General features: G+C 61.0%; 25 protein-coding genes and 1 tRNA gene. 9 read left to right on the top strand and 17 right to left on the bottom strand.

Going from position 1 to position 25,971, the window contains the following annotated elements:
* Window positions 1–255 precede the first annotated feature (255 nt).
* On the top strand, window positions 256–1,158 hold the full coding sequence (locus ACODR6_RS14805; RefSeq protein WP_203429664.1) for a GGDEF domain-containing protein: 903 nt from the start codon (window positions 256–258) through the stop codon (window positions 1,156–1,158).
* Here the strand turns inward: ACODR6_RS14805 and ACODR6_RS14800 are convergent.
* Window positions 1,155–1,805, bottom strand: a complete 651-nt coding sequence (locus ACODR6_RS14800) for a TetR/AcrR family transcriptional regulator (RefSeq protein ID WP_203429665.1) — start codon at window positions 1,803–1,805, stop codon at window positions 1,155–1,157. The genes ACODR6_RS14805 and ACODR6_RS14800 overlap by 4 nt on opposite strands.
* A 92-nt stretch (window positions 1,806–1,897) precedes the next feature.
* On the opposite strand from ACODR6_RS14800, the gene ACODR6_RS14795 reads away from it, so the two are divergent.
* Entirely contained in the window at window positions 1,898–2,380 is a 483-nt protein-coding gene (locus ACODR6_RS14795) for an anthrone oxygenase family protein (protein ID WP_489022774.1), read from the top strand.
* A 34-nt stretch (window positions 2,381–2,414) separates the two neighbouring features.
* On the opposite strand, the gene ACODR6_RS14790 is transcribed toward ACODR6_RS14795, so the two are convergent.
* From ACODR6_RS14790 to ACODR6_RS14755, 8 genes are all read right to left on the bottom strand, one after another.
* On the bottom strand, window positions 2,415–2,951 hold the full coding sequence (locus ACODR6_RS14790) for a glyoxalase superfamily protein (RefSeq protein WP_489022773.1): 537 nt from the start codon (window positions 2,949–2,951) through the stop codon (window positions 2,415–2,417).
* Window positions 2,952–3,137: 186 nt separating this feature from the next.
* Window positions 3,138–4,319, bottom strand: a complete 1,182-nt coding sequence (locus ACODR6_RS14785) for a diguanylate cyclase (RefSeq protein ID WP_130279161.1) — start codon at window positions 4,317–4,319, stop codon at window positions 3,138–3,140.
* Between the two features lie 188 nt (window positions 4,320–4,507).
* Window positions 4,508–5,548: a dihydroorotase gene (pyrC, locus tag ACODR6_RS14780; RefSeq protein ID WP_489022772.1), complete on the bottom strand. Its 1,041-nt coding sequence runs from the start codon at window positions 5,546–5,548 to the stop codon at window positions 4,508–4,510.
* 80 nt (window positions 5,549–5,628) lie between these two features.
* On the bottom strand, window positions 5,629–6,837 hold the full coding sequence (locus tag ACODR6_RS14775) for an MFS transporter (RefSeq protein ID WP_489022771.1): 1,209 nt from the start codon (window positions 6,835–6,837) through the stop codon (window positions 5,629–5,631).
* A gap of 140 nt (window positions 6,838–6,977) precedes the next feature.
* Window positions 6,978–7,607: a nucleoside triphosphate hydrolase gene (locus tag ACODR6_RS14770; RefSeq protein WP_203429669.1), complete on the bottom strand. Its 630-nt coding sequence runs from the start codon at window positions 7,605–7,607 to the stop codon at window positions 6,978–6,980.
* Window positions 7,604–8,386 carry an ATP-binding cassette domain-containing protein gene (locus ACODR6_RS14765; protein WP_112713619.1) on the bottom strand — a complete coding sequence of 261 codons (783 nt, stop codon included), beginning with the start codon at window positions 8,384–8,386 and terminating at the stop codon, window positions 7,604–7,606. The genes ACODR6_RS14770 and ACODR6_RS14765 overlap by 4 nt, the downstream gene beginning before the upstream one ends.
* Window positions 8,386–9,465: an ABC transporter permease gene (locus ACODR6_RS14760; protein WP_489022770.1), complete on the bottom strand. Its 1,080-nt coding sequence runs from the start codon at window positions 9,463–9,465 to the stop codon at window positions 8,386–8,388. Before ACODR6_RS14760 ends, ACODR6_RS14765 begins: the two co-directional genes overlap by 1 nt.
* 159 nt (window positions 9,466–9,624) lie before the next feature.
* Window positions 9,625–10,644 (bottom strand): sugar ABC transporter substrate-binding protein, encoded by a 1,020-nt coding sequence (locus tag ACODR6_RS14755; RefSeq protein ID WP_489022769.1) that lies wholly within the window; start codon window positions 10,642–10,644, stop codon window positions 9,625–9,627.
* Window positions 10,645–10,883: 239 nt separating this feature from the next.
* On the opposite strand from ACODR6_RS14755, the gene ACODR6_RS14750 reads away from it, so the two are divergent.
* Both ACODR6_RS14750 and ACODR6_RS14745 read left to right on the top strand, forming a co-directional pair.
* Window positions 10,884–12,131, top strand: coding sequence for an ROK family transcriptional regulator (locus ACODR6_RS14750; protein ID WP_489022768.1), 1,248 nt, complete (start codon window positions 10,884–10,886; stop codon window positions 12,129–12,131).
* Window positions 12,115–12,591, top strand: coding sequence for an RbsD/FucU family protein (locus ACODR6_RS14745; RefSeq protein WP_413710897.1), 477 nt, complete (start codon window positions 12,115–12,117; stop codon window positions 12,589–12,591). The genes ACODR6_RS14750 and ACODR6_RS14745 overlap by 17 nt, the downstream gene beginning before the upstream one ends.
* A 2-nt stretch (window positions 12,592–12,593) precedes the next feature.
* On the opposite strand, the gene ACODR6_RS14740 is transcribed toward ACODR6_RS14745, so the two are convergent.
* The 3 genes from ACODR6_RS14740 to ACODR6_RS14730 form a co-directional block, all read right to left on the bottom strand.
* Entirely contained in the window at window positions 12,594–13,631 is a 1,038-nt protein-coding gene (locus ACODR6_RS14740; RefSeq protein ID WP_199626079.1) for a proline racemase family protein, read from the bottom strand.
* Window positions 13,632–13,673: 42 nt separating this feature from the next.
* Entirely contained in the window at window positions 13,674–14,924 is a 1,251-nt protein-coding gene (locus ACODR6_RS14735) for an NAD(P)/FAD-dependent oxidoreductase (RefSeq protein WP_489022767.1), read from the bottom strand.
* Between the two features lie 85 nt (window positions 14,925–15,009).
* A complete protein-coding gene (locus ACODR6_RS14730; protein ID WP_489022766.1) occupies window positions 15,010–16,263 on the bottom strand; it encodes an alpha/beta hydrolase in 1,254 nt (417 codons plus the stop codon).
* A 177-nt stretch (window positions 16,264–16,440) separates the two neighbouring features.
* Between ACODR6_RS14730 and ACODR6_RS14725 the strand changes: the two genes are divergently transcribed.
* A complete protein-coding gene (locus ACODR6_RS14725; protein ID WP_489022765.1) occupies window positions 16,441–16,824 on the top strand; it encodes a hypothetical protein in 384 nt (127 codons plus the stop codon).
* 351 nt (window positions 16,825–17,175) lie between these two features.
* On the opposite strand, the gene ACODR6_RS14720 is transcribed toward ACODR6_RS14725, so the two are convergent.
* Together ACODR6_RS14720 and ACODR6_RS14715 are read right to left on the bottom strand one after the other, a co-directional pair.
* On the bottom strand, window positions 17,176–18,057 hold the full coding sequence (locus ACODR6_RS14720; protein WP_489022764.1) for an aldo/keto reductase: 882 nt from the start codon (window positions 18,055–18,057) through the stop codon (window positions 17,176–17,178).
* Window positions 18,058–18,275: 218 nt separating this feature from the next.
* Window positions 18,276–18,590: a hypothetical protein gene (locus ACODR6_RS14715; protein ID WP_112713633.1), complete on the bottom strand. Its 315-nt coding sequence runs from the start codon at window positions 18,588–18,590 to the stop codon at window positions 18,276–18,278.
* Window positions 18,591–18,873: 283 nt separating this feature from the next.
* Between ACODR6_RS14715 and ACODR6_RS14710 the strand changes: the two genes are divergently transcribed.
* A complete protein-coding gene (locus ACODR6_RS14710) occupies window positions 18,874–19,056 on the top strand; it encodes a Flp family type IVb pilin (protein WP_112713635.1) in 183 nt (60 codons plus the stop codon).
* Window positions 19,057–19,223: 167 nt separating this feature from the next.
* Here ACODR6_RS14710 and ACODR6_RS14705 read toward each other — a convergent pair.
* The 3 genes from ACODR6_RS14705 to ACODR6_RS14695 form a co-directional block, all read right to left on the bottom strand.
* Window positions 19,224–19,300 (bottom strand) — tRNA-Arg (locus ACODR6_RS14705).
* Window positions 19,301–19,420: 120 nt separating this feature from the next.
* A complete protein-coding gene (locus ACODR6_RS14700) occupies window positions 19,421–20,926 on the bottom strand; it encodes an ATP-binding protein (RefSeq protein WP_413710891.1) in 1,506 nt (501 codons plus the stop codon).
* 151 nt (window positions 20,927–21,077) lie between these two features.
* On the bottom strand, window positions 21,078–23,081 hold the full coding sequence (locus ACODR6_RS14695; protein ID WP_489022763.1) for a methyl-accepting chemotaxis protein: 2,004 nt from the start codon (window positions 23,079–23,081) through the stop codon (window positions 21,078–21,080).
* A gap of 466 nt (window positions 23,082–23,547) precedes the next feature.
* Between ACODR6_RS14695 and rpmH the strand changes: the two genes are divergently transcribed.
* The 3 genes from rpmH to yidC are packed head-to-tail and all read left to right on the top strand — an operon-like array spanning window position 23,548 to window position 25,902.
* Window positions 23,548–23,682 (top strand): 50S ribosomal protein L34, encoded by a 135-nt coding sequence (gene rpmH / locus ACODR6_RS14690; RefSeq protein ID WP_025555461.1) that lies wholly within the window; start codon window positions 23,548–23,550, stop codon window positions 23,680–23,682.
* A 22-nt stretch (window positions 23,683–23,704) separates the two neighbouring features.
* Window positions 23,705–24,112, top strand: coding sequence for a ribonuclease P protein component (rnpA, locus tag ACODR6_RS14685; protein ID WP_130279171.1), 408 nt, complete (start codon window positions 23,705–23,707; stop codon window positions 24,110–24,112).
* A complete protein-coding gene (gene yidC, locus ACODR6_RS14680; protein ID WP_025555463.1) occupies window positions 24,112–25,902 on the top strand; it encodes a membrane protein insertase YidC in 1,791 nt (596 codons plus the stop codon). The genes rnpA and yidC overlap by 1 nt, the downstream gene beginning before the upstream one ends.
* Window positions 25,903–25,971: the final 69 nt, after the last annotated feature.

The raw sequence follows: 25,971 nt of genomic DNA, 5'->3' as shown, positions 1-25,971 counted from the left end.
ACGTTCGACGCGGGCGCGAGCGCCATCCGGAGCGGCAAAACCATAGCGCGTTCACAGCGTAGTGCCCTCGATTTTTTCCACAAATCCGCGCAAATTTAAGGACCTACTGATAAATATTGGGAACCAAGGCTTTTGGCCTTACCGGACCGGCAAACCACCGGTATTCGCTAAAATTCTAATGGATGCCTTAGGATTTGAAAAACACCTGACGGGCCAATTTCTGCGCGGTTCTGAAAGCCGTGCAAGGAGTCCGGAATGAATCTGGCGATGTCCGAAATCACTCAGAAGTTCAACGCGTCGCTCACTTTCAAGATTTTCTCAATATGCTTTGCATCGACGCATATCCCCCTACTCGCCCTCATCACCTACCTCGTCACCGGCTTTCGCAGCGAAGCCATCCCGGTGCTTGGAACGGTGTTGGGCGCCACGCTCATCGGCACGGCGTTCTGCCTGGCATCCGTCTGGATGCTGATCAAGCCGTTGCATGAGATCGCAAAGACTGTGGAAACCTATCGCGCCACCGGCGCGGTCAAGCCGGTGCGCAGCAAGCGCACGGACGAGGTCGGTGTCGTCACCAACGGCATTTCGGTTCTCATTGTCGAGCTGGACGCCACCCTCTCGCAGCTGCGCCGTCAGGCAACGACAGATGTTCTCACCGGCCTCGGCAATCGCCGCTGGCTGAAGGATATCGGCTCGATGGAGATCGCCCGGGCGGCACGCGAGAGCACGGCAATCAGCGTCGTCGTCTTCGACCTCGACCATTTCAAATCGATCAACGACGAATTCGGCCACGATGTCGGCGACCAGGTGCTGATGGCGGCGGGCGCGACGATCCAGCACAATCTTCGGCCCTACGATATCGCCGCCCGCATCGGCGGCGAGGAATTCTGCCTTGTTCTGCCTCGGACGGGCACCACGGCAGCGATCGCCATTGCCGACCGGCTGCGCAAGGAACTGGCCGCCAAGGCGATCGGGCCGCTTCCGGCCGGACGCGTGACCGCAAGCTTCGGCGTCTATCGTGGTGACCCCAAAAGCGAGAGCTTGAAGGTGATGCTGACGGCGGCAGACCGGAAGCTCTATTCGGCAAAGAACAATGGCCGCAACGCCGTGCACTGGGCGGCAGCCCGGTCGGTCTCCGGCGAAAGCGTCGCCAGCTAGACCAAGCGCTCGAGATCGGCGGGCAGCATCTTCTTGTAGAGCGCGATCGCCGTCTCCCCCTCCTCATCATCCAGCGAGATCGCATAGCGCACGGCCGCCGCCAGCAGCTGCATCAGCAGCCGCGCGGCCGGCAGCAGGTCACTTTCCCTCCGTTCAGGCCAGAGGCGCTTCAGCACCGAGAACAGTGCCTGCGCATGAAACTCCATATCTTCGGCATCGACGGCTCGCAGCAGACGGTCTGCCTGCGTCGCATGCCAGATATCGCGCATGACGGGCTCGCGGCGGAAGAAGCGGTAGTATTCGTCGGTGATCGTGCCGAGCGCCCGGTGCAGCGAGGCGGCATCCGTAACCTTCGACAGCTCCTCCTCGACGCACCGCCTGCCCTCTTCGTTGAAGCGTTCGGCAAGGGTGCGGATGATCGAGGTCTTGTCTGGGAAATATTGATAGAGGGCGCCGAAGGAGAGCTCCGCCTTCTCGACGATCTCGCTCATCTTCAGGGCATCGCTGCCGTTCTTCTCGATCAGTTCGGCAGCCACAGCCAGAATCTTCTCAAAGCGATCACGGCCGCGCTGCTGGCTCGGGATGCGTCGGGGTTGCCCCCCAGGCACGGCTTGCCGCCTGCGCCGCACCGGCGTCTTATCGTCCATGCGCATCCCTCCTCGGTTGACAACGAAAATAAGAGAGTTTATCTCATTTTGCAAATGAGAGATTTTCTCTTATTTTATGGAGGGGTTTCGCCATGGCATTCATTCTTCCCATCCTGCTCGTCACCGCGGCGATCGGCAGCGGCCTGATCGCCGGCATATTCTTCGCCTTCTCAACTTTCATCATGGCGGCTTTCGCGCGTATCCCGCCCGAGCAGGGCATCGCGGCGATGAACTCGATCAACGTGACGATCGTGCGCTCGCCCTTCATGCTGCTGTTCGTCCCGGTTGCGATCCTCTGCATCACGATTGCGGTCATGGCGTTCATGGATTGGCGGGGGAGTGCCAGCATCTGGATGATCGGCGGCGCGACCGCCTATATCATCGCCTCTTTCATCTCCACCATTGCCTTCAACGTGCCGATGAACGACGCCTTGGCGAATGTCAGCGGCAGCGGCAGCGAAGCCGTGACGCTCTGGAATCGCTATCTCAGCGACTGGACCTGGTGGAACCATGTGCGCACGGCGGCATCGCTGGCTTCCGCCATCGCCTTTGTCCGTGCGCTGATGATCCTTTGAATGAGGCGGGAGGGCATTCCTCCCGCCCTCACCGTCACTTCTTTTCGCAGAAGGCGATCCGGTTGCTGAACGGGTCGATGACGGTCACTTCCCATCCCCAGGGGGCGTCCTCGATCCCCGGCTTCATGTAGCGATAGTCCTTGGCCGACAGTTCTGCCTGGAAGGCGCGCACGCCTGTCATCCACACAAATGCCTTGGCGCCTGGGCTCGCATCGCCGGAATGCTCGCTGAGATGCATGATCAGCTTGCCGCATGAAACCTGGCAATAGAGCGGGAAGTTCTCGCCGAAGCGGTGTTCCCAATCGAGCGTGAAGCCCAGGAAACCGCAATAGAATTCCATGGCCTTTGCCACATCGAAGATGCGGAAGATCGGGATCGGCGGCTCCAGCGCAATGGCCGGACCAACGTCTTCCGCCTCGTCCAGCTTGGCGGCGAGGATATTCCACTGGTCGAAGCCGAATTGCCGGGCAACGATCTCCAATGTCTCGCTGTGGGTGAGGGAAATATCGCGGCTCGCAAGAGCTTGCCGCAGTGCTTTTGCCATGATCTTGGCATCGCGAAAATAGCGCATGATTCATCCTTCCATCGGCAGCGAACAGGAAGATCAGTGCCCGCGTCTGCTGACCCGTTCGCCATCGTTTGCCATTAGCAAGGATGTGAAGGATTTCATCTGGATGCATTCACCTTAGCGCTTGTGCGCCGCGGGACGGCTGGCTGCATCCGGCCAGTCCCGACATTAGCGCCTCGTGCCGGATGATCAAGAGGCGCTGCGCACCGAGGGCGCGGCCGGAACTGCCTGCAGGTGGTTTGCGAGCTCGACGCGGTTGCGCCCGGCGCGCTTGGCAGCATAAAGCGCCTTGTCGGCCTCGCTGAGCATGGTATCGAAATCCATCGGCGCGGCACGGCCGGGCGCGACACCGATCGAGACGGTGCATTTCAGCACTTCGTCATCGATATAGATTTCACGTTCCTCGAAAGTACGGCGGATGCGCTCGGCGATCATCTCGGCGCGGCCGGGCATGATCTCCTTGAGAACGAGCGCGAATTCTTCACCGCCAAGACGGGCAGCGGTATCGCCCGAGCGGCAATGGGCGGCGAGTTCGCCGGCAAAGATCTTGAGAACGCGGTCACCGGCGGCATGACCATGGCGGTCGTTGATCGACTTGAAATGATCGAGATCGAAGATGATGACGGCGGTCGACGAACCCATCTGGCGCTCGCCATGACGATCGAAGAGCGCGCGGCGATTGAGAAGGCCGGTCAGAGAATCGGTAATCGCTTCCTGGCGGTGTCGGGCGGCAAGCCGCCACTGGTGCAGCGCCAGCGATAGGGCGCCGATGCCGGTCATGCTGGCGATGCAGACGGCGAGGCTCAGATCCTCGGCCCAATTGTTGGGCGCGGCCCCCAGCACGAGCTTGCCGTCCCAGATCAAGACGGCAGCGCAGAGCGCAAAGGATATGCCCGTCAGCGTATAGAGCACCGTGATGCCCATGATCGGCGCCGGCGCTTCGGCCTTCGCCCGCCAGTATTGGTGGGCGGTCGCCAGCAGCAGGAGGGTGATCGAACTGTTGTCGGCGATGAAGCCGAGGCCGTCATACCCTGTCGCCATCGCGCCCACCGGCAGCAGCATGGCCGACAGTGCGCGGATCAGGATTCCTGCGAGCGGCAGACGGTTGGTGCGAAACTGATAGCCGGCGCCCCAGATGGCCGCAAAGCCCGCCTGAAAGAGCACGAAACTCGCAACGCCCATGACAATGCCGGGCGACGAAACATAGATGCTGTAGACGAAGATGCCGCTGACGACGAGCACGAGGCCGCAGGTGCATGTGAGCAGGAAGGTCTCGGCACGGCGTGCGAACCAGCTGCCCATCAGGGTCACAGCCAGGCACGTTGCTGAAACGCCGAGCGCCAGCAGAAGGGAATTATAATCCAGCATCATGCTTTGGTAACTCCGCGGCTCCTGCCGCGCCCAATAATCCGTCCACAGGCTATCGTGCCACTGGTGACGAATGTCTTACGCATTCTGTTAAAAAATCATGGACCGCGAACACGAATGTTAGAGCGGTAACAATTACACAGTAAAAGCGGCGGGAATACCCGCCGAAATTGACAGTTTTCGCGCTTTATTCAGAGCTTTACGTCCCAATGAAGCGGGAACATCGGGTCGAAGACCGTGACCGGGCCTGCACCCGTCTCGATTTTTGACGGAAACGTGATCGCGTCTTCGCGCTTGACCAGCGTGATCTTCTCTTCATTCGGCTGCAGGCCGTACCAGGCCGGACCATTCAGCGAGACGAAGGCTTCGAGCTTGTCGAGCGCGTTCTCCTGCTCGAAGACATGGGCCACGCAGCTCATCGTGTTGATCGAGGTATAGATGCCGGCGCAGCCGCAGGCGCATTCCTTCAGCGGATCGACATGCGGCGCGGAATCCGTTCCCAGGAAGAAGCGCGGATCGCCGCTGACGGCGGCGGCGCGCAGCGCCAGGCGATGGTTCTCGCGCTTGGCGACCGGCAGGCAATAATAATGCGGGCGGATGCCGCCGACGAGGATGGCGTTGCGATTGATGATCAGGTGATGCGTGGTGATCGAGCCGGCCAGATTGGCCTTGGACGACTTGATATAGTCGATGCCATCGGCCGTCGTCACATGCTCCATCGTCACCTTCAGTTCCGGCAGACGCTTGCGCAACGGATCGAGCACGGTTTCGATGAACACGGCTTCGCGATCGAAGATATCGATTTCAGGTGTCGTGACTTCGCCGTGGACGCAAAGCGGCAGGCCGATCTTCGCCATGCGCTCCAGAACCGGCATCGCCTTGTCCATATCGCGCACGCCGCCATGCGAATTGGTGGTGGCGCCGGCGGGATAGAGCTTCACCGCGGTGATCAGCCCGCTCTTCTTACCCTCTTCGACATCATCGGCGCTGGTATGCTCCGTGAGATAAAGGGTCATCAGCGGCTCGAACCGGTCGCCTGCAGGCAGAGCCTTCATGATCCGCTCGCGATAGGCGCGCGCATCCGTCGTCGTGACGACGGGAGGCACGAGGTTCGGCATGATGATGGCCCGCGCGAAATCACGGCTGGTATCGCCGATCACCCCCTCCAGCATGGCGCCATCGCGCAGATGCAGATGCCAGTCATCGGGACGGCGGATGGTGATCGATTGCATGGGAGCCTCCGGAGCGCTGCGGGTGGCGCTTCGATAGCATCAACAGGCCGATGGAAACAACCGTTTAGACAGCGCCGCAATCACTTGTGAGCGACGGCCGCAGACCGGCCGACGATAACGGCCAAAGCGGAGGCGCAGACGGCATAGCCTGCGTAGGCGGCGGCCTGGCTCGCGAGCGGGATGCCGGCATCCAGCAGCTTTCCGGCCACGAGCGGAGCGCCGCCGGTAACGACGATCCGGATCGCTTCGAAGCGTGAGCGGACATAGCCAAACTGCCCGGCGCCGAAGAGATAGGCCCAGAGAATGGTGCCGAGCTTCAGATCGATCGCGGCGGACATGCCGAGAAGACCCATGTAGACGGGCGCCGCCCAGAAGCCGTCGAAGAGTGCGATCACGCTCAGCCCTAGCGCGAGCGGCAAGAGGAAGACCGGCAGGATGCGGACGGCGCGGATCCTGTCGATGACGGGTGCCACGAGAACCGATGTCGCCGCCTGCGCGATGGCAAAAACGGAAAAGCAGGCCGCCAGCCATTCGAGCGGCCATCCCTTTTCAGCTGCAAGGACGGCCTGATGGAAGATCATTGCCGTCAGGATGAAGGAGACCGCCAGCATCGTCGGGCACAGGAGCAGCATCAATGCGAGCTTCGGCCGGGCTGCTTGCGGCTTCGCCGCCTGAACACTGGTCTTCGCCGCATTGCCGGACGCATCATCCCGCGGTAGCAGCAGGCATGCTGCGCAGACACCGAGAGCGACCGCTACGCCCGTCAGCAGCCACGTCCCCCGCCAACCGGCGACGCCTATGACGGCAACCGCAACGGCCGGAATGAAGACCAACGCGGCCGAATAGGCGAGGCTGACGACGGCCATCGCCTTTCCGCTGTCGGCCGGGAAGAACCGGACCATCGACGTCATTGCCGTATGCACCATCAAGCCCTGACCGGCCAGCCGAAGCAGGAAGAGGCAGACGGCAAAGAAGAGAACCGATGCGGGCGAGAGGGCAATCATCGCGCAGGCTGTACCGAGCAACAGGCCGGCACCGAGCGTGAAGCTGCGAAGGCTTACCCTGTCGATTTTCTGGCCGAGATAGGGCAGCGCCAGGGCCGACGTGAAAGTCGCAATGGCAAACACTGTTCCGAGACTGCCGTCACTTAGCGCGTAGTGGCCGCGGAACGCCTTAGAAAACAGCGAGAAGAAGAATGTCTGTCCGGCGCTCGACAGGACCATCAGGATGACCGCGTAGCCGAGGAGCCGGGGGGTCTGGCGTGCAAAGGCAAGATAGGATCGCAGCATCGGCAAAGGCAGACTTGAAAATCGCGTGAGGCTTGAAAACAGATGCCTGCCGCTGAAAATAAAAAACCTCCGGCTCCAAAGCCAGAGGTTGAATGGATGTCGCGATTCTCGCCGGTCGGCAAGTGCCGCAATAATGAGCCCTAGAGCGCAATTTCAAGGGTGACATCGGACGGACGGCGGTTCTCCAAAATGAGGCGGCCGTTCGGGAGGTCATTGCCGTAGACCTTGGCGCTGGCTTCTTCTTCGCTGAGCTTGTAGCCGCGCCAGCGCTCCCAGAGGCGCTCTTCGAGAACCTCGATCGGCGGGGCGAGCATGATGGTGAAATCGAAGATGCCGTCGAGATCGGCCCATTTACCCTGCGTGAAGAGCAGGTAGTTGCCCTCGATGATGATGAAGCGATCGTGGGGCGAGATCGGGCGGGCGGAGGCGATGGCGAGTTCGCGGGAGCGGTCGAAGACCGGGACCAGCACTTCCTGATCGGCCGGGCGGACGGCGCGGACGATGTCGAGGAAACCGCGGACGTCGAAGGTCTCGGGGATGCCCTTGCGGGCGAGTAGGCCGCGCTCGATCAGCACGGCATTGTCCATGTGGAAGCCATCCATCGGCAGCACGGCCGCGGTCTCTCCGCGGGCCTTGAGGCCATTGGCGAGATTATCGGCCATTGTCGACTTGCCGGCACCGGGCGGACCGGCGATGGCGATCAGGAAGCGCTTCGCACTCCCGGCGCGGCCGAGCACCGCGCCGGTAATCTCGTCTATCCTCAGGTTCATGCGGCGACCGTCTCCTGGGGAGCGGCCTTGGCGCCCGTCATGAAGGCGACGGCATCCGACATCGTGTATTCCTTCGGATTGATCACCGTGAGACGGCGTCCGAGACGGTGGATGTGGATGCGGTCGGCGACTTCGAAGACATGCGGCATGTTGTGCGAGATGAGCACGATCGGGATACCGCGCGAACGGACGTCGAGAATGAGCTCCAGAACGCGGCGGCTTTCCTTGACGCCGAGGGCGGCCGTCGGTTCATCGAGGATGATGACCTTCGAGCCGAAGGCTGCGGCGCGGGCAACGGCGACACCCTGGCGCTGACCGCCGGAGAGCGTCTCCACCGCCTGGTTGATGTTCTGGATGGTCATCAGGCCGAGCTCAGAAAGCTTGGCACGCGCCTGCTTTTCCATCGCCGAATGATCGAGCTTTCGGAAAAACTGGCCCATGAAGCCGGGTTTGCGGAGCTCGCGTCCGAGGAACATGTTGTCGGCAATCGACAGCGCCGGCGACAGGGCGAGGTTCTGGTAGACCGTTTCGATGCCGGCCTTGCGCGCCTCGATCGGCGACGAGAAGTGGATCGGCTGGCCTTCCAGCCGGATCTCCCCCTCGTCGGGACGGATAGCACCCGAGATCGCCTTGATGAGCGAGGACTTGCCCGCGCCGTTGTCGCCGATCACGGCGAGGATTTCGCCGGGATAGAGGTCGAAATCGGCATGATCGAGGGCAGTGACGCGACCGTAGCGTTTGACCAGGCCGCGCGCCGTGAGAAGAGGTTCGAGTGCCATCAGCCTGCTGCCTTTCTGATCCACTGATCGATTCCAACTGCGGCGATGATGAGCACGCCGATCAGGAGGTAAGTCCATTGCACGTCGGTGCCGAGAAGGCGAAGACCGAGCGAGAAGACGCCGACGATGAGCGCGCCGAACATCATGCCGAGAATGGAGCCGCGGCCACCGAAGAGCGAGATACCGCCGATCACCACAGCGGTGATGGATTCGATGTTGGCGAACTGCCCGGCTGTTGGAGACACCGAACCGATGCGGCCGATGAGAGCCCAGCCGGCCAGCGCACAGATGAGGCCAGACAGGACATAGGTCGAGACCAGCATGCGCTTGACGTTGACACCGGAAAGACCGGCGGCTTCAGGGTCGTCGCCGACGGCGTAGAGATGCCGGCCCCATGCGGTGTGGTTCAAGATGTACCAGAGAACCGCCACGAGCAGGACCATGGCGATGACGCCATAGGTAAAGACCGCGCCGCCGATGCGGAACGTATTGCCGAAGAGCTGCAACAATGGCGCCTGGGTTTCGATATCCTGCGCGCGGATCGTCTCGTTGGCCGAATAGAGGAAGTTCGTGGCAAGCACGATCTGCCACATGCCGAGCGTGACGATGAAAGGCGGCAGCTTCATTCGGGCGATCAGCAGGCCGTTTATGTAGCCGCAAAGGGCACCGACGGCGAAGCCGCAGAGAACGGCGAGTTCGACCGGAAGGCCGTAGCGGAACACGAACTGTCCCATGACCACCGACGAGAGCACCATGATGGCGCCGACGGAAAGATCGATGCCGGCCGTCATGATGACAAGCGTCTGCGCGGCGCCGACGATACCGGTGATCGCCACCTGCTGCAGGATCAGCGTCAGCGAAAATGCCGAGAAGAACTTGGTGCCCAGGAGGGCGCCGAAGATGATCAGCGACAGCACAAGGACGATCAGCGATACGGCCGATGGCGACGAGTGCAGGAAATGCCTGAATCTCTGCAGGACTGAGTTGTCGTCCGTATCGAAGGAAGCAACGTCCTTCGAACTGTCCTTGAGGACTTTTTCATAATCGTGATGCGGTGCGGCTGTTGTCGGCTCGCTCATGGAAATCCTCCGCGTGACCCCACTCCCTAAGGGGCATCCCGCCACTTTCAGGCAGGACGTGGGATAAGCTGCACCCAATTCGGCGCGCTGTCAAAGATGAGCAGGGAGCGGAGATGCCGCTTCGGGCATCTCCGCGTTTTGGTTCAGGCTAGGCGGGGATCAACCCCAGCACTTGCCCTGGCCTTCCTTGGTGTCGATCGACTTGACGCCGGAAACCGGCTTGTCGGTGACGAGGGTAACGCCGGTGTCGAAGAAGTTCTTGCCTTCGGTCGGCTTCGGCTTTTCGCCGCTATCGGCGAACTTCTTGATCGCTTCGATACCGAGAGCGGCCATCTGCAGCGGGTACTGCTGCGAGGTGGCGCCGATGACGCCATCAGCAACGTTCTTGACGCCCGGGCAACCGCCGTCGACGGAAACGATCAGCACGTCCTTCTCACGGCCGACAGCCTTCAGCGCTTCATAGGCGCCGGCAGCAGCCGGTTCGTTGATGGTGTGGACGACGTTGATGGTCGGGTCCTTCTGGAGAAGGTTTTCCATCGCGGTACGGCCGCCTTCTTCGTTGCCGTTGGTGATGTCGTGGCCGACGATGCGCTTGTCGTCTTCGTCACCGATCTTGTTCGGATCCTTCGGGTCGATGCCGAAGCCCATCATGAAGCCCTGGTCGCGCAGAACGTCGACGGACGGCTGGGACGGAGTGAGGTCGAGGAAGGCAACCTTGGCATCGGCAGCCTTGTCGCCGAGCGTTTCCTTGGCCCACTGGCCGATCAGCTTGCCGGCGAGCAGGTTGTCGGTTGCGAAGGTCATGTCGGCAGCGTCGATCGGCTCAAGCGGGGTATCGAGAGCGATGACGAGCAGGCCGGCGTCGCGCGCCTTCTTGATGTTCGGAACGATGCCCTTGGTGTCCGAAGCAGCAATCAGGATACCCTTGGCGCCGTCAGCGATGCAGGTTTCGATAGCGGCAACCTGGCTTTCGCTGTCACCGTCGATCTTTCCGGCATAGGACTTCAGGTTGACGCCGAGTTCCTTGGCCTTGGCCGTCGCGCCTTCCTTCATCTTGACGAAGAAGGGGTTGGTATCGGTCTTGGTGATCAGGCAGGCCGAAACGTCGGCGGCCATTGCCGGAGCCGAGAAGGCGACGCCGAGTGCGAGCGCGCCGAAAGCGAGAACTGATTTCTTCATGAGAACTCCTCCCAGAGATTAACCGGATCGCCACGATGGCCGAACCCGTATTTTCAAGCACGAACGCGGCCGCGGATTTCGCGTTTAGCCTCCTCCCAGGCCGCTCGATGCCGTTCACGTTGGCGATTAAAAGCGAAAAGAAAATCGCTTGTCAATAAATAAATCCAATTGAATTATTAATTCGGTATGGCATGCTGGTTGAAAATCAGGCATAGGCCGATGGTCGGGAGGAGTGACCAATGGCATCCCTGGAAGGCCCGGTGCACACACCGGCCCAACCGCCAATATTGAACCCCGCCGGGGGCGCGAACCAGATCCGGGTGCGCGCCTACAACGAGCGGCTCGTGCTTTCGCTGGTGCGCCTCTACGGCGCGCTGTCGAAGGCCGATATCGCGCGCCGCAGCGGTCTATCGGCGCAGACGGTTTCCGTCATCATGCGGGAGCTTGAGAGGGAAGGTCTGCTTTCGCGTGGCGCCCCGGTGCGCGGCCGTGTGGGCCAGCCATCGATCCCGATGCATCTCAATCCGGACGCCGTCTATTCGTTCGGCGTGAAGATGGGCCGGCGAAGCGCCGACTTGGTGCTGATGGATTTCGTCGGCAATATCCGCATGCAGCTGCACAAGACCTACGCCTATCCCCTCCCCGGCGATTTTCTCGATTTCATCGTATCAGGCATTGCCGAGCTCGAGGGACGGCTGGATGCGCAGCAGCGCGGCCGCATTGCGGGTATCGGCATCGCCGCCCCCTTCGAGCTCTGGAATTGGGCCGAGGAAGTCGGCTCGCCGCCCGGCGCCATGGATGTCTGGCGCGGCTTCGACCTGCAGGCCGAGGTGACGAAGCGGGTTTCCTATCCCGTCTTCCTGCAGAACGACGCAACGAGCGCCTGCGGCGCCGAGCTCGTTTTCGGTGTCGGCCCCTCCTATCCCGATTTCGTCTATTTCTTCATCGGCTCGTTCATCGGCGGCGGCATCGTCCTGAACTCGGCGATCTTTTCCGGCCGCACGGGAACGGCGGGTGCCATCGGCCCCCTGCCCGTGCGCGGCAAGAACGGAGAGACGCTGCAGCTGCTTGAAATCGCTTCGATCTTCGTGCTCGAAAACATGCTGCGAGAGCGTGGCATCGATCCCGAGCCGCTCTGGTATTCCGCCGACGACTGGGTGGATTTCGGCGAGGCGATGGAGCTCTGGATCCAGGATTCGGCCAAGGCGCTGGCGCAGGCGATCGTTGCGGCCGCCTCGATCATCGACTTCAGCGCCGCCGTGATCGACGGGGGCTTTCCGGGCTGGGTGCGCGAGCGGATCGTTCGGGCGACAATGCGTGAAGCCGAGAAGCTCGACCTTCAAGGCGTCGTCATGCCCGAGATTATCGAGGGCGCAGTTGGGTCGCAGGCACGCGCGATCGGCGGGGCGAGCCTTCCGATCTTTGCGCGCTATCTGACCGATCAGAACGTGCTGTTCAAGGAGATTGAAAATGCTGAAGGGGCTTGATCCGCTCTTGAGTCCGGAACTGCTTTCGACGCTGCGCGCCATGGGCCACGGCGACGAAATCGCCATCGTCGACGGCAACTATCCGGGCGTCGAACACGCCCGCCGGCTGATCCGGCTCGACGGCCATGGCCTTATCCCCGTGCTGGACGCCGTGCTCAGCGTGCTGCCGATCGACGATTTCGTGCCCGAAGCAATCTTCCGCTCGACGGTCAAGGCAGAGCGCGACAAGCTCGATCCCGTTCATGAAGAAATGATCGACTGCTGCGCCCGCCACGAACCGCACCGCGCCGTCACGCCGCTCATCGGCCAGGATTTCTACGGCCGCGTCCGCGCCGCCCACGCCATCATCCAGACGAGCGAGCCACGGCTCTACGCCAACATCATCCTGCGCAAGGGCGTGATTTATCCGCATTCCGTCGAAGAAAGCGGGAAGCCGAAGGTCGAGCCCTTCGACTACTGATCCTAGATCTCGCCCGCCTGCGGGCCCCAGACGTCGGTCAGGGCGAAGCCGCCCGGGTGCGGGTCGAAGGGGTCGAGGGCGACCTGTGAGAGGCCGAAGGTGAAGCCGCGGCCGGTGATGGTCGGGATGATGGCCGGACGGCCCGCGACTTCAGTCACCGACTGCAGGCCGACTTCGAATTCCGAGCCGATGATCGAGCGCGACGTGAAGATGTCGCCGGGCTTTGCCTTGCCGCGGGCATGCAGGGTGGTGAGATTTGCCGAGCTGCCGGTGCCGCAGGGTGAGCGGTCGGCGCGGCCGGGCCACATAGTCGTGCAGGTGCGCACAGCGCCATCCGGCTCGATATCGCGGAACATGACGTAGGCGACACCCGAGATCGCCGGGATTTCAGGATGGACGACCTGGATGTCGCGGTTGATGATGTCCTTCAGAACCATGCCGGCGCGGACCAATTCAGCCGCATTGGACTTTTCGATCTTCGAGCCGATCTGGCCGACATCGACGAGCGCATAGAAGATGCCGCCGTAGCAGAGATCGACTTTGATCTTCCCCCATTCCGGCGTCTCGACCTCGACATCGAGCTCGTGGACGAAGGCGGGAACCATCGTCAGGCGCACCTTCTCGCAACGGCCGTCGCGGCAGGTAGCGACCGCCTTGACGAGGCCGGCCGCCGTTTCGAGCGTGACGACCGTTTCCGGTTCCTTCATCTCGACGATGCCGGATTCGAGCAGCGCGGTCGTGACGCAGATCGAATTCGAGCCGGAGCTCGCATGCGCCTGGTCAGGCTGCAGGATGATGAAGGCCGCATCGGCATCCGGATGCTTGGCAGGCAGCAGGAGATTGACGGAGCCGATCGGGGCGCCGCGCGGCTCGAGGCAGAGGAAGCGGCGAAGCTCGGTGCCCTTGGGATCGGTGTTCAGCCAGTGCAGCTGGGCCGCCACGGTTTCGCCGGGGATCTTCGGTACGCCGCCGATCGCGACCTTGCCGATTTCGCCTTCGCAATGAACGTCCAGAAGCTGGATCGTGCGCTTCCATCTCATCTGCCTAGTCCTTCCAATGCGAGCTCAGGCTCGTCATGCAAATCAATATCTATCGATGCGGAACGGCTTCATGTCGATCGCCGACTTCTCTCCGGAGACCATATCGCCGATCAGCTGCGCCGTCGTCGCTGCCAGCGTCAGGCCGAGATGGCCATGGCCCGTCGCGTAGAACACGCCGGGCACCTTCGACGAAGCCGAGATGATCGGGATCGTGTCCGGCAAGGCCGGGCGATGGCCCATCCACTCGCTGGTGTCCTCGACCTTAAGGCCGGGAAGCACGCGCTGTGCATGGCGTACCAGAACACGCGGGCGGCGGAAATCGGGCGCGGCATCAAGACCGGCGAGTTCGACATTCCCGCCGATGCGGATCCCCCCTGCTGTCGGCGTGATCATGAAGGCGCGGTGCGGCCAGATCACCGAATAGCGCATGGAAATGCCGGGCTTCATGATCTGTGTGTGATAGCCGCGCTCGGTTTCGAGCGGGATCGGCTCTCCGAGCTTTTCGGCAAGCGTGCGCGTATGGACACCGGCAGCGAGGACGACCGAACCGACCTCGATACGCCCGCCGCTTTCCAGGACAACGGTTTTGCTTCCATCGGGCTTGCGCTCGATTCCCTGCACGCTGCCGGACAGGAAGCGCGCACCGGCCGCCTCGGCCGCGGCTGCAAGCTTGACGACCAGCTGATAGGGATCGCGGATCGACTTGTTGTCGGGCAGCAGCACGGCCTTGGCGACCTTGGACGACAGCGTCGGCTCGTAATGCTGGATCGCGCCGCCGTTCAGCACTTCGAACTCGAAGCCGTAGCGCTGCATCATCTCGATATGACCGCGGTCGCCGCCAAATTCGGCTTCCGTCTCGTAGATCGCCAGGCAACCTTCGTCGGTCATCAGGTCAGATGCACCGATCGCCGATAGCATGGCGCGGAAATCGCCGAGCGCGCGGCCGGTCAGCTGCATACCGGCATCCTCGATCTCGCGCAGGCGCGACGGGCGGCCGGCAGCGATGAAGCGCAGGAACCAGGGCAGCATCTTCGGCGCGTAGGACGGGCGCAACCAAACCGGACCTTCCGGATCCAGCAGCCAGCGCGGGATTTTCTTCCAGGTCGTGGGGCCGGATCCGGCCGCGAAATCGAGCGCGATGCTGGCCATATTGCCATAGGAGGTGCCGCGACCGGGTTCACCCTTGTCGATCAGCGCCACCTGATAGCCGCGCCGCTGCAGCTCGAAGGCAATCGAGGCGCCGATCACGCCTGCGCCAACCACGGCAACCGTTCGCTTCACATTATCCGTCATCGCGCCATCCATTCCCATCGGCGCCTTGCAGATCGCCGCTGAGGGACGTGATATATCAGATCAATCAACTTGCCTATGGGAATTTTTACTGGCTGGGCAGCCCGGCGCCGACGCTGTCTCCGACGGAGCCTGCGGTGTTCTCCACCGACTGGCCGAGACGCTTCAGCTGGGCATCATAATTGCGCCGGGTGCGTGGATCGAAGATAGCGATCGGGGTGCTGACGGCGACGCTCGCTGCACTGCCGACAGTCTGTGCAGTACCGATGGCGACGGCACCGACGGCTTCGCCGAGACCGACATTGGAATCCGTGATGGTCTGTCCCGCAATCAACCGATCACCGATCAGCTTCACCACTTCGGGGCTCTCGGCGAACTTGCCGTGGTTCAGGCGGTCGCCGCCCTTGAGCTTGGTAAGATCGAGCACTGTGATGCCCGCCGCTTCGAGTTTGCTGCGGTAAGGCTCGACCGAGGGATCGATCTGGCCGAGGCGATCGACATTGCCCGAGATGCGGCGCGACAGGGCAAGCGCCCGGTCATCCCGTGAGACGAAGATGGTGAAATGCGGCTTGTCCTTGCCGAGGCTGACAAACTGGCGGCCGAAGACATCGACATCGAGATCCGGCGACGCCAGGATGACATTGTTGATCTTCGGGGCGACGCGTCCATCGCGGATCGCCATCTGCCGCAGCGCCTCTACCGTCAGCCAGGTGCCCATCGAGTGCGCCATGATCGTCACGTCGCTGACGGCGGGGTTTTCGGCGGTGCGGCGCAGCAGCTCTTCCAGCGCATCGCGGGAATAGTTGGTGCTTTCCTTGTCGTAATTGTAATCGAAAATCGAGCCGCGCGACGGCCAGGTGAAGACGACGGGCGCGACGTCGGCATGCGAGTCGTGAACGATCTGCGCGAAGCGGTAGACCGCATCCTCATAGAGATTGTTGAAGCCGTGAACGAAAATCAGCACCCGGCGGCTCTTCGGCATATGGCCCTTCAGCCAGCCCTCGCCCGCCTTCTCGCCCTGCAGCGGATCGACAGAGACAGTGACGAAATCGCGCAGCGGATCGGCGGGCAGCCGCTTCGGCCACTGGACCTGGCCGACCTTGCGATTGGCATCCGGCGGGATCGAGACATCGACGGCATTGACCATCAGACCGGTTCCGCGCTCGCCGGAGAACAGAACGCCTGGATCGGTATCCGGTGCACGGGTGGTCGCGACCAGCAGATTGACCTGAGAGGTGCCTGGCTGCGTCGCGCCTACGGGGGTCATGACGCCGACGGCGCGGCCACCGCAGCCGGTCAGCAGAAAGGCTGCAAGCGTCATCGCAGCAAGCGTCTTTTGCATCGCCCCTGATCCGCCGAGCATACCATCTCCCCGTTACTGCCGGCAGTCCGGCCGCCCGCCAAATAAGACGGCCAATGCAGCGGAGTCAAATAAGGCAGGCCGATCGCGTCCAGGTGAAACTTTATCTTCGTCTTGCCCGTTCTTCACCCAATATTCATGGATAGATGGACGGATGCAATGAAGGCTATTCTGATCGCCCTCACCTCGGTGGCATTGCTGATGCCGTCGCTCGCGCATGCGGAACGGCTGGCGGAAGACGACATCCGGCGCGATATCATCGGCAGGACGATCTATCTCGCCACACCGCTCGGCGGCGAGCTGCCGCTCAACTATCACACATCGGGCGCCGTCGATGGCAGCGGCAAGGCGATCGGTCTCGGCCGCTACTTCAAGCCCAGCGATACCGGCAAATGGTGGATCCAATCGGACCAGCTCTGCCAGAAATTTCAGACCTGGTACAAGGGCGCACCGATGTGCTTCCAGCTGGAGCGCGCAGGCCCCGGCAAGGTGAAGTGGACGCGCGACAACGGCGAGACCGGCGTGGCGCGGATCGGCGACTGATTTTCAAGCACTGAAATAAAAGGGGCTGAAATAGAAAAGAGCTCGGTGCGGGAGGAGGTGCACCGAGCTCTTGATCTTGACTGGCAACTGGGAGGAGGAGTGTTACCAGTCTTCGTAAGAGCGCTGGGAGGAGGAGTGCGCTGCTTACGGAGATATAGATAGCCCATTCATTTGATCAGGAATAGGGATATTACCGCAACGCAGCAATGCATCATTCGCATAGCTAACTGTAACACATTTGCGAAGTCGCCTCATTTTGCAGCAATTTTAATAAACCGGTCAAATTCCTGACCGATTTTCGGCCGGATGCGGGGCATGGCGACGGTTGCCGCCACACCTTTCGTCACAAAATCAGGCGGCCTTGAAAAGCTTCTTTCCCTCGGCATCGAGAGCAGCGAACTCCTCATCCGACAGCGTGATGCCGACAGCGGCAACGTTTTCTTCCAGATGCTTGACCTTCGAGGTGCCGGGGATCGGCAGCATCACGGGGCTGCGCTTCAGCACCCAGGCAAGGGCGATCTGGCTCGGCGCCGCATTGTGCTTCCTGGCGATCGTATCGAGCAGCGAGCCCGGCTTGGCGAGGTCGCCGGCGGCGAGCGGATACCAGGGGATGAAGCCGATATTGTGCTTTGCCGAATAGTCGAGCACATCCTCGCTGGTGCGATCGACCAGATTATAACGGTTCTGGACGGTGGCGACCTTGAAGTATTTCGATGCCGCTTCGATGTCGGCGACGGAGACTTCGCTCAAACCCGCATAGCGGATCAGACCGGAGGCCTGCAGAGACTTGATCGCATCGAACTGCTCGCCCGCCGGGACCTTCGGGTCGATGCGGTGGAGCTGCCAGAGATCGATCCTGTCGACGCCGAGATTGCGCAGGCTCTTGTGCACCTGCTGGATCAGATATTCCGGACGGCCGACCGGAAGCCAGATATTCGGCCCATGCCGCGTCAGGCCGCCTTTGGTAGCGATGATGGATCCCTTGCTGTAGGGATGAAGCGCTTCCTTGATCAGCCATTCGGAAACGTCAGGGCCATAGGAATCGGCAGTGTCGATGAAATTGACGCCGAGTTCCGGAAGGCGCTTCAGCGTACGAATGGATTCGGCATGATCGGCCGGCTGGCCCCAGATACCGTCGCCGGTGACGCGCATGGCGCCGAAGCCGAGGCGATTGACCTCGAGGTCACCGCCGATCTTGAAGGTGCCGGATTGTGCAGCATTCAAAGCGGGCATGATCTTTCCTCTCTTATCGATGCGTGAAAACAATCAAAACGGACGAGAGGCAGCAGCCGGAGCTGGCCGGACATCCAAATGCGCACGGTTCAGCAATCCCGCTTCCGGCGGCAAGGCAGAACGGTGCTGACGTTAGATGGGCAGCGGCCATGTGCGGGGCAATATGCTGCCCCCGTCAGCCGGCACGTTTTTGAGAGGTGTTGGGGCGCCTACACGGTCTATTGATCGTAGACGGCCCGATAGCCTTCCGACGAGGCGCAGGCGGTGTAGGCACGGCGGGCGGCACTGCGCGAGACCGCCTTGCCTTCATCCTCATCATACTGACCGCTGATCTGCGAGCGCTCCTTGTAGAGCCGCATCGATTCGTCATAGGCCGCATTGCCCTCCCCCATGCACATCGCATGCGCGACGAAGGAGGGATTGGTAGGCGTACCAACAGGATAGAGAACCGGAGAATTGGCACGATCGACGCAACCGGCAAGCAAAGCCGCCATACCGGCGACCGAAACCACAACCAAACCACTTGCCTTCATTGCATTCTCTCCTGCGCGCGAAGATCTCGCAGATACCGCCTGAAGATTGCGCGAAGCTAGGCTGGAGCGCAGACGCATCGCAAATCAATAAAGTTCAAATCGCGGACACTGCCGCAATAAAAATTGGCAGTCGCGGCAAGCTTTACTTTGTCATATAGATTTTTCTTTATCTGAATTTAGATAATTCGAATTTTAATCAAATCTAAATGACGAATACCCTAAAATCTTGGGGCCATGATATTTGGCGAATCCTTCATTTGAACAGCCCCCGTATGAGGAAACAATGATCAAGTTTGTAAAGCGTCTATTCAGAGACGAGTCTGGCGCCACCGCAATTGAATATGGTCTTATTGCAGCGCTCATTTCCGTCGCGCTGATCGCAGGCGCCTCAAGCCTCGGCAACTCGATCAACGCCACCTTCGGCGGCGTATCTACCAAAATGGCGAATGCGACGAGCGGTCAATAAACACCGCGACAGCTCCCACGAACGACTCGCCCGCTGTCATGCGCGGCGAGTTATCTCGAAGACCACCTGATCCGAATGATCCGCCAGGCGCGAGGATGTCATTTTTAACGGCGCAGCGTCAAACGTGCACTTCTAGCTTCGGTCTAAATTTAGATGAGAAGAGAGATTGGCGCACCCGAAGAGATTCGAACTCCTGACCCCCAGATTCGTAGTCTGGTGCTCTATCCAGCTGAGCTACGGGTGCGTCTCGAAGCGGCTGAACCGCTTGCGTGGCGATCCTCTAAAGGGTCCTCCGGGGGAATGCAATAGGGTTTGTGAAAAAATCGCGACTTTCGTTCCGCAGAGCTGATCTGCGGAATTTGCATTACTTTTCAGCGTGGCTGCGGGAGCGGTAATCGTCCAGGGAAACCGGGCGATCCGGGATCTCGATGCGGAATTGCGTGCCGGCCGCGGGTTTTTCCACAAGCGCGATGGTGCCGCCGTGGGCGAGGACCAGCTCGCGGGCGATCGTCAGGCCAAGTCCCGTGCCACCGGAGCGGGCAGAGCCGCGGAAGGCCGTAAAAAGGTTCTGGCGGGCCTTCAGCGGCATGCCTGGACCGGTATCGTCGACGATAATGCTGACGACGCTGCCGACGCGCTGGCCCGAGACGGTGATTCGCTTGATCCCATCCATTCCGAGCTCGCCCGGCATCATCAGCGCCTGCAGCGCATTGCGGCAGAGGTTGTGGATGACACGGAAGAGCTGCTCGCTGTCGCCATCGATTTCGAGATCGGTGGACATCTGCTCGACGAACTCGACGCCGCTTGCCGGATCGATCGCCAGCATGTCGCGGACGTCCTGGGTGAGCTCGTAGAGACGGATACGGCGGCGGCGCGGCGCCGATTCGCTCGCCTGGCCGTAAGAGAGCACTTCGGTCGTGTAGCCGACGGCGCGGTCGATGGTTCTGAGCAGCTTCGGCGCGAAACTCTTGACCATGGGGTCATCGACATCGACGAGGCGGTCGGACATCAGCTGGGCCGAGGCCAGGATGTTGCGCATGTCATGATTGATCTTCGAGACGGCAAGGCCGAGTGCGGCAAGGTTCTTCTGCTGCTTCAACGTCTTCTGCAGCTCGACCTGCATCGCGGTCAGATGGCGCCCGGCAACGGCCAGCTCGTCGCGCCCGCCCTCGCCGACGAAGACGTTCTGCGGATTTTCGGGATCGGCGGAGAAGTCCTGCATGCTGCCGGTCAGATTGCGGATCGGCCGGATGAGAATGCGGTTGATGACGAAGAAGACCAGCGTTGCCGTGAACAGCGAGATCAGGATCGACAGCAGGAGAACGTTGCGGGCATAGACGAACATCGCATTGCGCAGCGCCCGGTCCTTCATGACCACTTCAACCCCGGTCGCGGTATCGCCGACAGGGCCGTAGACGCGGATCATCCGGTTGCCGCCGAAGATCAGCGTATCCAGTGCATCGCAGATGGCGCTGACGGGCGTGACCTTGGTCAGATCATATTGCTCGTCGACGGATGTCGGCATCTCGCTCATCGCCAGCAGGCGGGAGGTGCCGTCCTTGCGCAGAACGATCGCCTTGGTGCCGGTCGCTTCCAGCGTTTCCTTCTGGACGGAGCGCGGCAGCTCCACCGGCTGCAGGCCATCGATGACGATCGCCGCGGCAGCGGCGGTGTTCAGCTTGTCGTCCAGCCAGCGGATACGCATGCTGGCGATCGAAGGGAAGAAGATCAGCACTTCGGCGAGCATGATGAACAGCACGATCATCCAGAGCAGCTTGCCCGAGAGACCACTGAGCCACCCTGCCGGGCGTTCGCCGCCAGCAGCCATCGTTACATTTGCTGAAATTCCGCTTTGGTCTTGCACCGGCATCGCTGTTTCCGTTCGGCGCAAGCGCCTGCGAGGCAGAGACTTATATTAGACGGATTATTTTGCACTTTCAAATCTTCGCGAGGCGCGGCAGTTCGTCACAAAAGAAAACGCCGCCCCGAGGCGGCGTTTCCTGAATTCGAGAGCCTGGCGATCAAAACTCTTCCCAGCTCTGCTCAGCGACCGCAGCATTGCCGTTGAAGGCACGAGCGACCGTGTTCATGGCGCGGCGGGCGGGCGACGCGACCGGGCGATGCTCTTCGCGGCGGGCAACAGCGACCGGGGCTGCGGCATGGCCCGTATTCGACACCTTGAAGCGCGAGATCAGGCGCACCAGGCCATCGGCCTCTGCCGAGAGCTTGTGGGTCGCAGCCGAGGTTTCCTCGACCATCGCGGCGTTCTGCTGGGTCACCTGGTCCATCTGGTTGACGGCGGTGTTGACTTCCTTGAGGCCGGTCGACTGTTCCTTCGCCGCGGTTGCGATCGAATGGATATGGTCGTTGATGGCGATGACGCGGGTTTCGATTTCGGAGAGCGCCTCGCCCGTTGCCTGCACCAGCTTGACGCCGACATTGACTTCATCGCCCGACTTGGTGATCAGCGCCTTGATGTCCTTGGCGGCGGTTGCGGAGCGCTGCGCCAGTTCGCGGACTTCCTGTGCGACGACCGCGAAGCCCTTGCCGGCTTCACCGGCACGCGCTGCCTCGACGCCTGCGTTCAGAGCAAGCAGGTTGGTCTGGAAGGCGATTTCATCGATCACGTTGATGATCTGGCTGATTTCACGGGATGCCTGCTCGATACGGCCCATGGCGTCGACGGCGTTGCGGACGACGACACCGGAGGCGCCGGACTTGTCCTTGGCTTCGGAGACCATGACGCTGGCTTCCTGGGCGCGTTCCGTCGAGTTCTGGACGACCGCGGTGATCTCATCGAGTGCGGCAGACGTCTCTTCGAGTGCGGCAGCCTGCTGTTCTGTACGCTTCGACAGGTCGTCGGTCGCAACGCGCAGTTCGTTGGTGTTGCCGTTGATCGCTTCGGTGGTTTCGCGAACTTCGCGCATCGTCGTCTGCAGGGTGACGAAGGTGCTGTTGACGTTCTGCTGCAGTTCGGCAAAGGCGCCCTGGAACTCGCCGCGCATCGTCTGCGTCAGGTCGCCCTCGGCGAGGCTTGCAATAACGCGGCGGGTTTCGTTGACACCGCTATCAACGCTCGAAAGCAGCGAGTTGATGTTGCCGGCAAAGTGGTTGAGGCTGTCGTCCTCGTAGTCCTTCTCGATGCGGCGGCTGAAATCGCCGGCAGCAGCGGCGGCGACCACGACGGACATGCTGGACTGCAGGTCGTCGCTCTTGGCACGCATCGCGGCTTCCTGAGCGTTCATGCGCTTTACCGCGAGACCGTTCTGCTTGAAGACAGCGACGGCAGCGGCCATGTCGCCGATTTCGTCCTGGCGGCCGGCATAAGGCACTTCGGCGTCGAAATTGCCATCGGCAACTTCCTTGATCGCAGTCGTGACCTTTTTGATCGGGCGGCTGAGATGACTTGTGCCGATATAGAAGCCGAGACCTACGCCAGCGGCAATGCCGAAGGTGGTGATGGCGAGAACGAGCCAGAAGATAGAGTTGCGGAACGCTTCGATCTCGTCGTCAACGGCATCGAGCTCAGCGCGGTCGACTTTGACGATAGCGTCGATCTCGGCCTGGAAGGCCTTGCGGTTGGCGCGGTTGGCGTCGTTGTTGCCCTGCTCGTTCGCGGCTGCGGGGCCAACTTCAGTACCAAGACGGGCGGTCTCGGTGCGGAAGGTGCGGAATTCCTTGGAGCGGTCGACGAGCTTGCTGAAGGTATCCTTCTGGCTATCGGGCACGAGCGGCGCCCAGCTGGCGATAACCTTGTCGATCTCGTCGAGATCGGTTGCAATGCCCTTGGCAAAGGGCGCGACGTCCTTGACGTCCTTGGCAGCGTAGATGCCTCGGGCCTCCATGACGACAGCCGTCACGAAACGGTTCAGGCGCTCACCGGCATAGGCGCGGCTGGAAGCGCTTTCATATGCGGTCAGCTTATTGTTGTATTCGTTCATAGCGAACAATGCCGTGGCGCCGATAACGAGCGCAACGCCGGCCATCACGCTGACCAGCAAATTGATCTTTCCACGAATTTTCAAAGTATAGTCTCCCTGGGGGTGAAGAGAGCCTGGAAAGCAATTTCCCAGCCGATGAACAAAATATCGGCGAAATTTCTTAAAGTTATGTTTCGGATTTTAGTTGTTCCGACTACAAGAAATTATCCCTATTATTCCGGAACGCAGCACGATTTTCGCAAAAATTGCAGGCGTTGCGGCCGAGACACCGGAAAATCGTAACGGCAGCCACACATCTGCCGCAAAATTCAACCTTTCCGGGCCTAGTCGTAGTCGTTAACACCAATGTGCGACTTTTTGCATTGTGCAACTTTGATGGGCAGCGCCGGCAAGATCATTTGCGCTGGTATAATTGACTTCCGGGGTCACCATCCGTATAAGCCGCCGCACGTCCGGTCATTCAAGGTCTCTGACCTCGTCCGTTCGCAAAACAACGCTCCTTGCACTTTGCAAAACTTAAGAAGGGCCGCACTCCGCGGTGTTTAAATAAATGAAGCGTACCTACCAACCATCCAAGCTTGTCCGCAAGCGCCGCCACGGCTTCCGTGCGCGTATGGCCACCAAGGGCGGTCAGAAGGTTCTGTCTGCTCGCCGCGCCCGCGGCCGCAAGCGTCTTTCGGCCTAAGGCCGGAATTGCCCGATAAGAGATGGCGGGCGAATTGACGACCAAAAAAGAACAAGAAAAATCGACTGTCGGGCGGCTGAAAAGCCGCCCGCAGTTTCTTGCTGCGCGCAATGGCGAAAAACGCCGCGGCGGCTTCTTCCTTCTCGAGGTCCTTGACCGGAAGGAACCCGACACCGAAGCCCGCGTCGGCTTCACAGTCACCAAGAAACATGGCAACGCAGTCGAGAGAAACCGCATGCGGCGGCGTCTTAAAGAGGCGGTGCGGCTTCATGCAGGGTTTGCAATGCAAGCCGGACACGACTATGTGGTTGTCGCAAGAAGGGATGTCCTGAAGGCATCTTTCCAACAGTTAACTGCGGAGCTCAAAGCCCGCGTTGAAAACAAGCCGAAACAAAAGCGGTCGAATGAAGGCCGCTCCAGGAACGTATGATGCAAAACAACCGCAATTATTTCATTGCGATCGCTCTTTCCGTGCTGATCGTTCTTGGCTGGCAGTTCCTTTATATGAATCCGCGCATCGAAGCGCAGCGCAAGGCGCAGGAAGCCCAGAAGGCGCAGCAGACCACCGAACAGACGCAGACGCCCGCCGCTGGCGGCGCTCAGCCGCAGACGAATGGTGCCGCACCGACCGGCCAGGCGGCAGTGACGACCACGCGTGAAGAAGCGCTCGCCAAGTCGCCGCGCGTCGTCATCGACACCGCTGCTCTCTCGGGCACCATCAACCTGACGGGCGCGCGCCTCGACGACCTGAAGCTCAAGGGCTATCACGAGACCGTCGACAAGAGCAGCCCGATCATCACGCTGTTCTCGCCGGCTGAATCGAAGGACGGCTACTTCGCCGAGCTCGGTTATGTCGGCAACGACCAGACGGGCACGGTTCCCGGCGCATCGACGGTATGGACGGCACCCGAAGGCGCCAAGCTGACGGAAAAGACCCCGGTCACGCTGACCTATACCAACGACAAGGGCCTGACCTTTGCCCGTACGATCTCGGTCGACGAGCGCTACATGTTCACGATCACCGACAAGGTGACGAACAGCGGCGCCGGCGCGGCATCGATCTCTTCCTATGGCCGCGTCACGCGCAACAACAAGCCGACGACGCCTTCCGTCTACGTCCTGCACGAAGGCTTCATCGGCGTCATCGGTGACGATGGCCTGGTCGAAACCAAGTATAGCGCCGCCGAAAAGGAAGCCGTTACGCCTGCCAAGTCCACCGGCGGCTGGCTCGGCATCACCGACAAGTATTGGGCTGCGACGATCGTTCCGCCGCAGAAATCGGCCTATGAAGCCCGCTTCGCCTACTATGCCGGCGAGCGGCCGACCTACCAGGCAGACTACAAGGAAGACGCCGTCAGCATTCCGGCCGGCCAGTCTGTCGAGCTGAAGAGCCTCGTCTTCGCCGGCGCGAAGGAAGTTCCGGTCATCGACGGCTACGAAACCTCCTACGAGATCCCGCGCTTCGACCGCCTGATCGACTGGGGCTGGTTCTACTTCCTGACGAAGCCGATGTTCAAACTGATGGACTTCTTCTTCCGTTACTTCGGCAATTTCGGCGTGGCGATCCTGCTGACGACGATCGTCGTCAAGGCGCTGTTCTTCCCGCTCGCCAGCAAGCAGTACGCTTCGATGGCGAACATGAAGCGCATGCAGCCGAAGATGGAAGAGCTGAAGGCGAAGTTCGGCGACGACCGCATGGGCCTGCAACAGGCAATGATGCAGCTCTACAAGGAAGAGAAGATCAATCCGGTTGCCGGTTGCTGGCCGATCGCGCTGCAGATCCCGATTTTCTTCTCGCTCTACAAGGTGATCTACATCACCATCGAAATGCGCCACGCGCCGTTCTTCGGCTGGATCAAGGACCTTTCGGCTCCGGATCCGACCTCGATCGTCAACCTCTTCGGCCTGCTGCCGTTTGAGGCGCCGACCCTGCTGCATCTCGGCGTCTGGCCGCTGATCATGGGTGTCACGATGTTCCTGCAGATGCGCATGAACCCGACGCCTCCGGATCCGACCCAGGCAATGATCTTCAACTGGATGCCGCTGGTGTTCATGTTCATGCTGGCAAGCTTCCCGGCCGGTCTGGTCATCTACTGGGCCTGGAACAACACGCTCTCGGTCATCCAGCAGTCGGTCATCATGAAGCGCCACGGTGTGAAGATCGAGCTCTTCGACAATCTGAAGGGCCTCTTCAAGCGAAAACCGGCACCATCGAAATGACGTCGAAAGCCCCGCTCCGGCGGGGCTTTTTCGTTTCAGGGCGCCGTTACCGCTCAGCCGCAAGGTTGA

Source organism: Rhizobium sp. FG96 (assembly GCF_057808655.1).
This window is presented reverse-complemented; position numbering and strand designations above follow the sequence as displayed.

What these genes read in the sequence shown, in the direction of transcription:
- ACODR6_RS14805 (WP_203429664.1), top strand. Translation starts at nt 256, where the DNA reads ATGAATCTGGCGATGTCCGAAATCACTCAGAAGTTCAACGCGTCGCTC.
- ACODR6_RS14800 (WP_203429665.1), bottom strand. Translation starts at nt 1,805, where the DNA reads ATGGACGATAAGACGCCGGTGCGGCGCAGGCGGCAAGCCGTGCCTGGG.
- ACODR6_RS14795 (WP_489022774.1), top strand. Translation starts at nt 1,898, where the DNA reads ATGGCATTCATTCTTCCCATCCTGCTCGTCACCGCGGCGATCGGCAGC.
- ACODR6_RS14790 (WP_489022773.1), bottom strand. Translation starts at nt 2,951, where the DNA reads ATGCGCTATTTTCGCGATGCCAAGATCATGGCAAAAGCACTGCGGCAA.
- ACODR6_RS14785 (WP_130279161.1), bottom strand. Translation starts at nt 4,319, where the DNA reads ATGATGCTGGATTATAATTCCCTTCTGCTGGCGCTCGGCGTTTCAGCA.
- pyrC (WP_489022772.1), bottom strand. Translation starts at nt 5,548, where the DNA reads ATGCAATCGATCACCATCCGCCGTCCCGATGACTGGCATCTGCATCTG.
- ACODR6_RS14775 (WP_489022771.1), bottom strand. Translation starts at nt 6,837, where the DNA reads ATGCTGCGATCCTATCTTGCCTTTGCACGCCAGACCCCCCGGCTCCTC.
- ACODR6_RS14770 (WP_203429669.1), bottom strand. Translation starts at nt 7,607, where the DNA reads ATGAACCTGAGGATAGACGAGATTACCGGCGCGGTGCTCGGCCGCGCC.
- ACODR6_RS14765 (WP_112713619.1), bottom strand. Translation starts at nt 8,386, where the DNA reads ATGGCACTCGAACCTCTTCTCACGGCGCGCGGCCTGGTCAAACGCTAC.
- ACODR6_RS14760 (WP_489022770.1), bottom strand. Translation starts at nt 9,465, where the DNA reads ATGAGCGAGCCGACAACAGCCGCACCGCATCACGATTATGAAAAAGTC.
- ACODR6_RS14755 (WP_489022769.1), bottom strand. Translation starts at nt 10,644, where the DNA reads ATGAAGAAATCAGTTCTCGCTTTCGGCGCGCTCGCACTCGGCGTCGCC.
- ACODR6_RS14750 (WP_489022768.1), top strand. Translation starts at nt 10,884, where the DNA reads ATGGCATCCCTGGAAGGCCCGGTGCACACACCGGCCCAACCGCCAATA.
- ACODR6_RS14745 (WP_413710897.1), top strand. Translation starts at nt 12,115, where the DNA reads ATGCTGAAGGGGCTTGATCCGCTCTTGAGTCCGGAACTGCTTTCGACG.
- ACODR6_RS14740 (WP_199626079.1), bottom strand. Translation starts at nt 13,631, where the DNA reads ATGAGATGGAAGCGCACGATCCAGCTTCTGGACGTTCATTGCGAAGGC.
- ACODR6_RS14735 (WP_489022767.1), bottom strand. Translation starts at nt 14,924, where the DNA reads ATGACGGATAATGTGAAGCGAACGGTTGCCGTGGTTGGCGCAGGCGTG.
- ACODR6_RS14730 (WP_489022766.1), bottom strand. Translation starts at nt 16,263, where the DNA reads ATGCAAAAGACGCTTGCTGCGATGACGCTTGCAGCCTTTCTGCTGACC.
- ACODR6_RS14725 (WP_489022765.1), top strand. Translation starts at nt 16,441, where the DNA reads ATGAAGGCTATTCTGATCGCCCTCACCTCGGTGGCATTGCTGATGCCG.
- ACODR6_RS14720 (WP_489022764.1), bottom strand. Translation starts at nt 18,057, where the DNA reads ATGCCCGCTTTGAATGCTGCACAATCCGGCACCTTCAAGATCGGCGGT.
- ACODR6_RS14715 (WP_112713633.1), bottom strand. Translation starts at nt 18,590, where the DNA reads ATGAAGGCAAGTGGTTTGGTTGTGGTTTCGGTCGCCGGTATGGCGGCT.
- ACODR6_RS14710 (WP_112713635.1), top strand. Translation starts at nt 18,874, where the DNA reads ATGATCAAGTTTGTAAAGCGTCTATTCAGAGACGAGTCTGGCGCCACC.
- ACODR6_RS14700 (WP_413710891.1), bottom strand. Translation starts at nt 20,926, where the DNA reads ATGCCGGTGCAAGACCAAAGCGGAATTTCAGCAAATGTAACGATGGCT.
- rpmH (WP_025555461.1), top strand. Translation starts at nt 23,548, where the DNA reads ATGAAGCGTACCTACCAACCATCCAAGCTTGTCCGCAAGCGCCGCCAC.
- rnpA (WP_130279171.1), top strand. Translation starts at nt 23,705, where the DNA reads ATGGCGGGCGAATTGACGACCAAAAAAGAACAAGAAAAATCGACTGTC.
- yidC (WP_025555463.1), top strand. Translation starts at nt 24,112, where the DNA reads ATGCAAAACAACCGCAATTATTTCATTGCGATCGCTCTTTCCGTGCTG.